The sequence below is a fragment of the Micromonospora sp. DT231 genome, from assembly GCF_049847025.1.
In the GTDB taxonomy this organism is placed as follows: Bacteria; Actinomycetota; Actinomycetes; order Mycobacteriales; family Micromonosporaceae; genus Micromonospora.
Map to the genome: position 1 here is coordinate 174,056 of NZ_JBNCNO010000015.1, position 10,333 is coordinate 184,388.

The 10,333-nt window shown below is 68.9% G+C and carries 11 protein-coding genes and 2 tRNA genes; 9 read left to right on the plus strand and 4 right to left on the minus strand.

All coding sequences use genetic code 11. From position 1 onward, the window contains the following. The gene (locus ACPXBU_RS29960; protein WP_425760753.1) at positions 1 to 498 is read left to right on the plus strand and encodes a GNAT family N-acetyltransferase; all 498 of its coding nucleotides are present in this window, start codon (positions 1 to 3) and stop codon (positions 496 to 498) included. A gap of 333 nt (positions 499 to 831) precedes the next feature. Here the strand turns inward: ACPXBU_RS29960 and ACPXBU_RS29965 are convergent, their stop codons facing one another. Continuing rightward, on the minus strand, positions 832 to 1,521 hold the full coding sequence (locus ACPXBU_RS29965) for an HAD family hydrolase (protein ID WP_425760754.1): 690 nt from the start codon (positions 1,519 to 1,521) through the stop codon (positions 832 to 834). On the opposite strand from ACPXBU_RS29965, the gene ACPXBU_RS29970 reads away from it, so the two are divergent. Next, positions 1,520 to 2,149 carry a tyrosine-type recombinase/integrase gene (locus tag ACPXBU_RS29970; protein WP_425760755.1) on the plus strand — a complete coding sequence of 210 codons (630 nt, stop codon included), beginning with the start codon at positions 1,520 to 1,522 and terminating at the stop codon, positions 2,147 to 2,149. The genes ACPXBU_RS29965 and ACPXBU_RS29970 overlap by 2 nt on opposite strands. A 92-nt stretch (positions 2,150 to 2,241) precedes the next feature. Here the strand turns inward: ACPXBU_RS29970 and ACPXBU_RS29975 are convergent. Then, positions 2,242 to 2,315: transfer RNA gene (locus ACPXBU_RS29975), tRNA-Gly, on the minus strand. A 228-nt stretch (positions 2,316 to 2,543) separates the two neighbouring features. On the opposite strand from ACPXBU_RS29975, the gene ACPXBU_RS29980 reads away from it, so the two are divergent. The 5 genes from ACPXBU_RS29980 (at position 2,544) to clpX (ending at position 7,170) form a co-directional block, all read left to right on the plus strand. After that, positions 2,544 to 2,617: transfer RNA gene (locus ACPXBU_RS29980), tRNA-Pro, on the plus strand. Between the two features lie 137 nt (positions 2,618 to 2,754). Beyond that, on the plus strand, positions 2,755 to 4,101 hold the full coding sequence (tig, locus tag ACPXBU_RS29985; protein WP_425760756.1) for a trigger factor: 1,347 nt from the start codon (positions 2,755 to 2,757) through the stop codon (positions 4,099 to 4,101). A gap of 247 nt (positions 4,102 to 4,348) precedes the next feature. Then, positions 4,349 to 4,990, plus strand: coding sequence for an ATP-dependent Clp protease proteolytic subunit (locus ACPXBU_RS29990; protein ID WP_007464111.1), 642 nt, complete (start codon positions 4,349 to 4,351; stop codon positions 4,988 to 4,990). 10 nt (positions 4,991 to 5,000) lie between these two features. Continuing rightward, on the plus strand, positions 5,001 to 5,663 hold the full coding sequence (locus ACPXBU_RS29995) for an ATP-dependent Clp protease proteolytic subunit (RefSeq protein ID WP_393373620.1): 663 nt from the start codon (positions 5,001 to 5,003) through the stop codon (positions 5,661 to 5,663). A gap of 211 nt (positions 5,664 to 5,874) precedes the next feature. Beyond that, on the plus strand, positions 5,875 to 7,170 hold the full coding sequence (gene clpX / locus ACPXBU_RS30000; protein WP_053652977.1) for an ATP-dependent Clp protease ATP-binding subunit ClpX: 1,296 nt from the start codon (positions 5,875 to 5,877) through the stop codon (positions 7,168 to 7,170). A gap of 43 nt (positions 7,171 to 7,213) precedes the next feature. On the opposite strand, the gene ACPXBU_RS30005 is transcribed toward clpX, so the two are convergent. Then, positions 7,214 to 7,840 carry a helix-turn-helix domain-containing protein gene (locus tag ACPXBU_RS30005; RefSeq protein WP_393373617.1) on the minus strand — a complete coding sequence of 209 codons (627 nt, stop codon included), beginning with the start codon at positions 7,838 to 7,840 and terminating at the stop codon, positions 7,214 to 7,216. Between the two features lie 41 nt (positions 7,841 to 7,881). On the opposite strand from ACPXBU_RS30005, the gene ACPXBU_RS30010 reads away from it, so the two are divergent. Beyond that, positions 7,882 to 8,715, plus strand: coding sequence for an EamA family transporter (locus ACPXBU_RS30010; RefSeq protein WP_425760757.1), 834 nt, complete (start codon positions 7,882 to 7,884; stop codon positions 8,713 to 8,715). Between the two features lie 38 nt (positions 8,716 to 8,753). Continuing rightward, a complete protein-coding gene (locus ACPXBU_RS30015) occupies positions 8,754 to 9,551 on the plus strand; it encodes a carbon-nitrogen hydrolase family protein (RefSeq protein WP_393373611.1) in 798 nt (265 codons plus the stop codon). Between the two features lie 26 nt (positions 9,552 to 9,577). On the opposite strand, the gene ACPXBU_RS30020 is transcribed toward ACPXBU_RS30015, so the two are convergent. Continuing rightward, positions 9,578 to 9,802: a hypothetical protein gene (locus tag ACPXBU_RS30020; protein WP_393373609.1), complete on the minus strand. Its 225-nt coding sequence runs from the start codon at positions 9,800 to 9,802 to the stop codon at positions 9,578 to 9,580. Positions 9,803 to 10,333: the final 531 nt, after the last annotated feature.

Genomic DNA, 10,333 nt, shown 5'->3' on the forward strand with positions numbered 1-10,333 from the left:
ATGAGTTGGCTGCCCGACGACTTCGTCCACCCCGTGCACGTGCCCGTGCCCGGCAGCGCGCTGCACCTGCGACCGATCCGGGAGGCGGACACGGCGCTCGACTACCCCGCCGTGATGGGCTCCCGAGAGCGCCTGTGGGAGATCTTCGGCCCGGCCTGGCGGTGGCCTCCGGAGACGATGACCTACGAGGAGGACCGCATCGACCTGCTGCGGCACGAGAAGGAGATCGCCGCGCACCAGTCGTTCAACTACGCGTTGTTGGACGAGGAGGAGACCGCGATCCTCGGTTGTGTCTACGTCGACCCGCCCGAGCGCGCCGGCGCCGACGGCGAGATCTCCTGGTGGGTGGTGGACGACCTTGTCGGCAGCGCGGCGGAGCGCGCGCTCGACGCGCTGGTGCCGCAGTGGATAGCCGCCGAGTGGCCCTTCCGGCAGCCCCGTTACCTGGGCCGAGACCTCACCTGGCAGGACTGGCTCGCGCTGCCGCCCGCCGCGTGACCGGTCCGAGGCGATCCGATCCGAGGGGATGGGTCCGACGCGATCCGATCCGAGGGGATGGGGTCCGAGGCGATCCGATCCGCCGGACGTGGCCGACGGCCGTGGATGGCAGCCGGATGGCGCGCAGGATCCGGAGTGCGGACGAGGTGCCCGCCCAGGCGCCGCGATCATCGGGTCTACCTGGGCCTTCGTGAGCGGAGCGGGCGACGAGAATCGAACTCGCGTAGTCAGTTTGGAAGAGCGTGCTCAAGCGGTCGCGATGCCCGAAACGCCTGCGGGCGGCGGTGGGCCCGGTTGCGTCTCGTGCCCGCTCGTGCCCGCTGCGCGCCATGGTTACTGGCCCACGGATGGCCCATGCCGGCCTTCGGAGGAGTCCTCGCCTCGGAGTACTTGGACAGCGGCCACGACGTCGGTGACGGTGCGGTCAGGCGGGGTGAGCTCCGCCGGCCAGTCCTTCCCTCGGCTGACCCAAAGGGTGGCAAGCCCTGCCGCGCGGCCACCCTCGACATCAAGTACAGGGCTGTCACCGATCGCCCAGCCCCCGCCCAACAGATTGAGGCCACACCCACGGGCTGCTGCCTCGAAGATCTCGCGTGCTGGCTTCCGGATGCCCAACTCTCCGGACACTGCCCAGGCATCAACGCATTGGTCCAGCCCGGTACGCCTGATCTTTCCTAGCTGGTTGTCGGCCTGGCCGTTGGTCACGATCGCGACCGTCCAGCCGTCGTCACGCAGCAGGGTCAGCGACGCCAACACCTCTTGGGGGCAGCTCACCAACTCCGGCATCCGGCGTCGGTACTGCCTCCATGTTTCATCCACCGAGGCTGCCAGTCGGAAACGCTCCGTCACTTCGCCGAAGAACCAGTCACGGGGCACGGACCCGTCCTGATCCGTAGCAATCAGCCAGGCCAACGCGTCGTCCGGCAGTCCGCGATCGGCGCAGAACTCGACCGCCCAGCGCCGGAATGCCTCCGACCGGTCCACGAGCGTGTTGTCGAGATCGAAGAGCGCCAACCGCTGCATGGTCAACAACCGTACCGGGCGGGTAAAGCGGATCTCCTCGTCGGGCAGTCGTCAGACCGTCCAGCCTCCCCGTCCGGGGAGGCTGGTAGCGCTCTCCGGTCTGCGATGGGGCGAGCTGGTCGCGCTGCGCCGCCGGGACATCGACCTCGACGCCGGCACGGTCCGGGTTACCCGCAAGCTCGCCGCGCTCCGGAGTCATCTGGAATTCGGGCCGCCCAAGTCGGCGGCCGGGGTCCGGGTCGTCGCCCTGCCAGCCGCCGCCGTGGAGACCCTGCGGGCGCACCTGGCCGAGTTCACCGCCGCCGACGCTGACGCCCTGGTCTTTACCGGCGACAAGGGCGCGCTGCTGCGATCCGGCAACTTCGGCCGCGCGGTCAAGTGGCCCCGGACGGTCGCAACGCTCGGGCTGCCCGGCTTCCACTTTCACGACCTACGGCACGCCGGGAACACCCTCGCCGCAGCCTCTGGCGCGAGCACTCGCGAGCTGATGCAGCGAATGGGGCACGCGAGCATGCGGGCGGCGTTGATCTACCAGCACGCGACCAGCGAGCGGGACCGCGAGATCGCCTCGGCCATGGACCGGCGGATCGCCCGGCAGGTCCGGAGCAAGGGCGGCCAGAGCAGCTAATGGCCCACGGATGGCCCGCAAGATCGAAGCGGGGGAGTGGCCGACCGGCCCAGGATCGGGGGATATCGCCTGTGACCTGGGCCGGAGGACATTGGAGCGGGCGACGAGAATCGAACTCGCGTAGTCAGTTTGGAAGACTGAAGCTCTACCATTGAGCTACGCCCGCGTGCACCCCGCCGAAACGGGGCGTGCGGACAGCGTACCCAATGGCTTTGCCGACCGCGCAGCGACGCCACCGCCCGGAGCCGCCGGGGTGTGCGCGCCCCGCCGCCGCCCGGGGCGGCTCGGGATGCGTGACGCGTGGGCGATAGGGGCGGTTTGGCAAGATGTGTCCGGGTGGAGGGTGCCCCGGCACCGCCTGAGTCGCGCCGACGGCATAGACTGCACGTCGCCACGGGGTGTGGCGCAGCTTGGTAGCGCACTCGCTTTGGGAGCGAGGGGCCGTGGGTTCAAATCCCGCCACCCCGACTGTCGTCTGCGGCCGGGCCGCCCCGGGTGCCGCACGTGCGGTTCCCGGGCGCTGCCGGAGCGTCAGGCCGGCTCGCCTACACTCGATGGGCTGAATCACGCCCAGACTCAACTGAGATCCGTCAAGGAGTACGCCTGTGAAGAGCACCGTCGAGACTCTGAGCCCGACGCGCGTGCGGCTCGCCATCGAGGTGCCGTTCGTCGAGCTCGAGCCGAGCCTCAAGAAGGCGTACCGGGAGATCGGTTCGCAGGTCCAGGTTCCCGGCTTCCGTCGGGGCAAGGTGCCGACCGCGGTGATCGACCAGCGGGTGGGCCGCGGCACCGTCCTCAACGAGGCGGTGCAGGAGGCCATCCCGGAGAACATCCTCGCCGCGGTGCGCGAGCACGACCTCAAGACGCTGGGGCGCCCCGAGGTCGAGATCACCGAGTTCAACGACGGCGACTCGCTCAACTTCACCGCCGAGGTCGACGTCCGTCCGGAGATCACCATCCCGGACGCGTCCTCCATCGAGGTGACCGTCGACGAGCTGCAGATCGACGAGAGCGAGATCGACGAGCAGGTGAAGAACCTGCGGGAGCGTTTCGCGACCCTCAAGACCGTCGAGCGGGCCGCCGCCGAGGGCGACTTCGTCCAGATCGACCTGAACGCCACCGTCGACGGCGAGGACGTGCCGGGCGGCCAGGCGAGCAACATCTCCCACGAGGTGGGCAGCAAGCAGCTCCTGCCCGGCCTGGACGAGGCCGTCGTCGGCCTCGCCGCCGGCGACGACACCACCTTCACCACCCAGCTCGTCGGCGGCGACTTCGCCGGTCGGGACGCCGAGGTGGCGGTGACCGTGCGCACGGTCAAGGAGAAGGAGTTGCCGGAGCTGAACGACGAGTTCGCCCAGATGGCGAGCGAGTTCGACACGATCGAGGAGCTGCGCGGCGACCTGCGCGCCCGGGTCAACCAGGGCAAGCAGGTCGAGCAGATCTACGCCGCTCGGGACAAGGCCCTGGCCCAGCTCGTCGAGGCCGCCGAGATCCCCGCCCCGGAGGGTGTCGTCCGCGAGGAGGTCGAGAGCCGCAAGCAGGCCATGATCGACCAGCTGGAGCGGATCGGCGCCTCCATGGAGGAATACCTCGCGGCCGAGGACAAGACCGAGGAGCAGATCGACACCGAGCTGACCGAGGCGGCGACCGAGGGCGTCAAGGTGCAGCTCCTGCTGGACACGCTTGCCGACGCGGAGGACGTGCAGGTCTCCGACGACGAGTTCGGGCACGAGATCGTGCACCGGGCGCAGCGTGCCGGCATGGCCCCCCAGCAGTACTACGACCAGCTGGTGCGCTCCGGCGCCGCCGCCGCGGTCTTCGGCGACGTGCGGCGGGGCAAGGCGCTCGCCGCCGTCATGGAGCGGATCGCGATCAAGGACTCGGCCGGCAACGAGGTCACCCTCGACGCCCTGCGCGCCGCCAACGAGGCGGAGCACAACCACGACCACTGATCGTCGGGTGCGGCCGCCGTCCGCCGCTGCGCGGTGGATGGCGGCCGAACCCGTTTTCTGGGTACGCCCGGAGGTCAGCGTTGCCGGGTACGCCGGGAGGTCAGCGTTACCGGGTACGCCCGGAAGCCCGCGCCGCGGGTGCCCTCGACACAGCTGCGCTGAGAGCGAACAGTGCCCCGACCGGGACTCTGCCGCCCCGCACAGCGGTTAGTGTCGGGAAAGACGGTACGGAGAGCGAAGGGCTGCCATGACCGACATGCACATCCCCAAGAAGTCGCTCCGGGCGATTGACGCGCGCGGTGGCGACTCCATTGGCAACCTCGACGACTCGGTCTACAACCGGTTGCTCAAGGAACGCATCATCTTCCTGGGCAGTGAGGTGACCGACCAGGTCGCCAACCGCATCTGCGCGCAGCTGCTGCTGCTCGCCGCGGAGGACCCGGACCGCGACATCAACCTGTGGATCAACTCGCCGGGTGGCTCGGTCTACTCCGGCATGGCGATCTACGACACCATGCAGTTCATCGACAACGATGTGTCGACCGTGGCGATGGGCATGGCGGCCTCGATGGGCCAGCTGCTGCTCTGCGCGGGCACCAAGGGCAAGCGGTACGCCCTGCCCCACGCCCGGATCATGATGCACCAGCCGTCCGGTGGGCTGGGTGGCACGGCGTCCGACATCGCCATCCAGGCGGAGCAGATGCTCTACACGAAGCGGATGTTCCAGGAGCGGGTCGCGCACCACACCGGCCAGAGTCAGTCGCAGATCGAGGCGGACTCCGACCGGGACCGTTGGTTCACCGCCCAGGAGGCCATGGACTACGGCTTCATCGACAAGGTGATCATCGGGGCCGCTCAGGTTCCGGATGGCGCCGGGACCCTGAGCTGAGGAGCTGACGATGACCGATCTGAGCTTGCCGCCCCAGTTCGCGGCCGTGCACAACCGTTACGTGCTGCCGTCGTTCGTCGAGCGCACGTCGTACGGGGTCAAGGAATCGAACCCGTACAACAAGCTCTTCGAGGACCGGATCATCTTCCTCGGCGTCCAGGTGGACGACGCGTCGGCCAACGACGTGATGGCCCAGCTGCTGACGCTCGAGGGCACCGATCCGGACCGCGACATCATCATGTACATCAACTCGCCGGGTGGGTCGTTCACCGCCATGACGGCGATCTACGACACCATGCAGTACGTCCGTCCGGACATCCAGACGGTCTGCCTCGGGCAGGCCGCCAGCGCCGCGGCGGTGTTGCTGTCGGCGGGCACTCCGGGTAAGCGGATGGCGCTGCCGAACTCGCGGATCATCATCCACCAGCCGGCCACCGAGGGTGGCTACGGGCAGGGTTCGGACATCGAGATCCAGGCGCGGGAGATCCTGCGGATGCGGACGCAGTTGGAGGACATGCTGTCCCGCCACTGCAACCGCCCGACCGAGCAGGTGCGTAAGGACATCGACCGTGACAAGATCATGACGGCCGAGGAGTCCAAGGAGTACGGGCTGGTCGACACGATCCTGACCAGCCGCAAGAAGGGTCTGCTGGCGACCCACTCCGCCAGCTGAGCAGTGCCGGGTCAGAGGTTGGCCGGGGCGTGCAGTTCCCGGCCGACCTCTGACACACCCGTTTTGGGGGTCGGAGAATGCCCCGCCAGCGGGTAACGTCGGGTCCGTACCGCTTCGCCGGTTGGGCCGGTGAGGTGAACCAAACCGGACGGCGCGCAGCGTCCGCAGGTCAGGGCCGGGTCTCCGGCCGATGAGTGCAGGGAGAACGTAGGTGGCACGGATCGGTGACGGCGGCGACCTACTGAAATGCTCCTTCTGCGGCAAGTCGCAGAAGCAGGTCAAGAAGCTCATCGCGGGCCCAGGGGTCTACATCTGCGACGAGTGCATCGATCTCTGTAACGAGATCATCGAAGAGGAGTTGGCCGAGTCCGGCGAGGTGAAGTGGGAAGAGCTTCCCAAGCCGATGGAGATCTGCCAGTTCCTCGACAACTACGTCGTGGGGCAGGACCAGGCCAAGAAGGCGCTCGCGGTCGCGGTCTACAACCACTACAAGCGGATCCAGGCCGAGGCGGCTGGTGCGCCGGGCTCCGGTAATGACGCCGTCGAGCTGGCCAAGTCCAACATCCTGCTGCTCGGCCCGACCGGGTGCGGCAAGACCCACCTGGCGCAGACCCTCGCCCGGATGTTGAACGTCCCGTTCGCCATCGCCGACGCCACGGCGCTGACCGAGGCGGGCTACGTCGGCGAGGACGTGGAAAACATCCTCCTCAAGCTGATCCAGGCCGCTGACTACGACATCAAGCGCGCCGAGACCGGCATCATCTACATCGACGAGGTCGACAAGATCGCCCGCAAGTCGGAGAATCCGTCGATCACGCGCGACGTCTCCGGTGAGGGTGTCCAGCAGGCCCTGCTCAAGATGCTCGAGGGCACTGTCGCCAACGTGCCGCCGCAGGGTGGCCGTAAGCATCCGCACCAGGAGTTCATCCAGATCGACACCACGAACGTGCTGTTCATCTGTGGTGGCGCCTTCGCCGGTCTCGACCAGATCATCGAGTCCCGCACCGGGCAGGGCGGCACCGGCTTCGGCGCCCGGCTCCGGTCGGTTTCCGAGCGCTCGACCGACGACATCTTCAGCCAGGTCATGCCAGAAGACATGCTCAAGTTCGGGTTGATCCCCGAGTTCGTGGGCCGGCTGCCGGTGATCACCAACGTGCGCAGTCTGGACCGCAGCGCCCTGGTGCGCATCCTCACCGAGCCGCGTAACGCCCTGGTCCGGCAGTACCAGCGCCTGTTCGAGCTGGACGGGGTTGAGCTGGAGTTCGACGAGCCGGCGCTGGAGGCGATCGCCGACCAGGCGATGCTGCGGGGCACGGGTGCCCGTGGCCTGCGGGCCATCATCGAAGAGGTGCTGCTCTCCGCGATGTACGAGGTGCCGAGCAACCCCGACGCCGCCCGGGTGTTGATCACTCGTGAGGTGGTCCTGGAGAACGTCAACCCGACGATCGTTCCGCGCGAGTTCACCGGGCGTCGGGCCCGGCGGGACCGCGAGGAGAAGTCGGCCTGATCCTTGCCACGCCACGCCGGCCGCTCAGGACTGTGCCACAGCCCTACTCCTGACGCGGCCGGCGTGATCGTGTCCGGCGGTCCCATTCGCCCGACGGGGTGACGACCACCATCATCAGTCGAGCCGGGGCGTCGCCGTCGTTGCGGTAGCCGTGCTCCCGGTCGGCGTGGATCTCGATCGTCTCACCGGCGCGGACCTGATGGTCCTGCCCGTCGACCCGGACGATCACCGTGCCGTCCAGGATGTGCAGCACCTCGCGGGTGCCGCGCGGGTGGTCGAGGGAACGGTGCGCCTCCCCGGGGACGAGCCGCCAGTCCCAGAGCTCGACGAGATCCGGTTCGCCCAACCCGCTCAGCAGGCGGGCCGTGCCGCCGTGCTCGCCCTGCCAGAGCACGGGCGCCTCGCCGGCTGAAACGATCTTCACGGCCCGTTCCTCGGCCGGTTCGAGCAGGTGGCCGATGTTGACGCCGAACGCGTCGGCGACCCGGCACAGCGTGCCGACGCTCGGGTTGGTGCGGGCGCCCTCGATCTGCACGAGCATGCCCTTGCTCACTCCGGACCGGCCGGCCAGCTCGTCGAAGGACCAGCCTCGGGCGGCCCGTAGTTCGCGTACCTGTCGGGCTACCGCGGCGGTGACCGCGCCCACCCGATCCGGTCCCGGTTCGGTCATTAAACTATCCCTCACGGTCACTATTGTGGTACGACAGATACATGGTACCCATTGTCCTGGCCGCGCTGGCCGCCGTCGCGTTCGGCACGGCCGACTTCTCCGGTGGCAAGGCGTCCCGGCACGCCGACCCGATTGCCGTAACCCTCATCTCCCAGCTGCTGAGTGTCCCGCTGCTGGTCGTGCTGGTGCTTGTCGTGCCCGGGACACCACACGTCGGTGACCTCGGCTGGGGGCTTCTCGCCGGGGTGGCCGGTGGGGGCGGCGTCATGCTGCTCTACCGGGCCCTCGCCGGCGGGATGATGGTGGTGGTGGCACCGATCACCGCGATTACCGCCGCGGTGGTGCCGATCGTCGCCGGTCTCTTCACGGCGTCCTTCCCGGGTGTCCTGGCGCTCACGGGCGCCGGCCTCGCGGTGGTGGCCATCGCGCTCGTCAGCCTGGGGGAGAGCGGCGGCACACGAGCCGTCCCCGCACGGCTGGTCGGGCTCGCCCTCGCCGCCGGGGCGCTCTTCGGTGTCTTCTACACCCTCCTGGGCCAGGCCGACGAGAGCGCCGGGATGTGGCCGGTGGCGGCGGTCCGGGCAAGCTCGATCGCCTTCGGCTTCGCGCTTGCCGCCGGCACCAGGGCGCGGCTGCGCCTGGGGCGACGGGAGTGGGGCTGGGCGGCGGTCGCCGGTCTGCTCGACAGTGGCGCCAACGCGCTGTTCCTGGCCGCCGCGGCCCGTGGTCACCTGAGCATCGTGGCGGCGGTCGCCGCCCTCTACCCGGCCAGCACCGTGCTGCTGGCGTTGGCCGTCGACCGGGAACGGCTGCGTGTTGTCCAGATCACCGGGCTCGGCTTCGCCGCCGGAGCGTTGGTGCTGGCCAGCCTCTGACGCTGTCCGAGCCGCCCCTCCCGCCGTACCCTGTTTTCATGCGCGTCGCGGTCTGCCAACTGAACGCCCGGGACGACCGTAAGGCCAACCTGGCCGCCGCGGAGGCCCTGCTGGTCCGCGCCGCCGCCGGCGGTGCGGACCTCGCCGTTCTTCCGGAGTACGTCGACTACCTCGGCCCGGCCACCGGGATGCCCGAGCCGGAGCCGGTGGACGGTGAGGTCGGCAGCTTCTTCGCCGACATCGCCGCCCGGCTCGGAATCTGGCTGGTGGCCGGCTCCTTCCACGAGGCCGGTCCGGACCCGGAACACACCTGGAACACGTCGCTGGTCTTCGACCGCGCCGGCAACCTGGCCGCGAGTTATCGCAAGATCCACCTGTACGACGTGGAGATCCCGGGGCGGGTCTCCTACCGGGAGTCGGCGGCTGTCGCAGCCGGCGTGCAGCCGGTGGTGGTGGACGTCGAAGGTCTGCGGGTCGGCCTGTCGATCTGCTACGACCTGCGCTTCCCGGAGCTGTACCGGCTGCTCGCCACCGACGGTGGGGCACAACTGCTCGTGGTGCCGGCGGCATTCATGATGCACACCGGCCGGGACCACTGGGAGGTTCTGTTGCGAGCCCGGGCCATCGAGAACCAGTGTTTCGTGGCGGCGGCCGGCCAGACCGGCGACCACGACCCGGGCCGGACCTGCTTCGGGCGCAGCATGGTTGTCGACCCGTGGGGGACGGTCCTCACCCAGTTGCCGGACGGCCCGGGTGTGTCAGTCGTCGACCTGGACCTCGACCGGCTCGCCGCGATCCGGGCCGAGTTGCCGAGCCTGGCCAACCGGAGGCTCTGAGCCTCAGCGCTTCCGGGCTCTGCGCCTCAGCCCTGCAGCAGGACGCCGATCACCGCGAAGCCGGCGATGGCGGCGGCGGTCACCAGCAGCGCGGTGGTCATTCGGGACCTGCCCCGTCGGGCCAGGCGTCCGACGGAGAGCACCAGCACGACCAACACGACCGCACCGATCACCACCTGCCAGAACGGCAGAAGAACGCCGAGCAGCGACTCCTCGGCGAGCACAGTGGTGCCGAGCCCGGACTCATCCATGTCTGACACTCTGGCATGGCGGGACGGCCCGCGTCTCCGGCTGCACCGGGACCGTTGCGAACCTGTCCACCGGAACCAGTGATGAACCCTGATTTGCCTTCTCCGGGCCGTCCGCGTAACTTTCTCTCTGCACGGGGGAGGCCGGACAAACCGGCTGAGAGCGGGCACCAGGCTCGTGGCGGAGACGCCGAGCGAGGCTGAGGATCGGGCGGTGCGGAACATCCCGGAAACGGGGTTGCGAACGCGAAGCCGACCGGGTAAGGTTCTGAAGCCGGCAGGAGCCGGGCGGATAGCCGCGAAGCGGCGATCGGCCGGTCTGCGGTTTCCCACGACAGTAACGACCGCCGGGTTCGGCGTGCGTCATCGTGGGTCCGGACGAACCACATTGATCACCTCGAACCTGAGGTTGACAATGAAAGTTCGACCAAGTAGGTTTGAGCGGTTGCCCCGAAACGGGGTTCCACTGAGGTGGGGCTTCTGGTCGGTGTGTGGTTGTTCTTTGAGAACTCAACAGGGTGCTTGTAAAGCCAG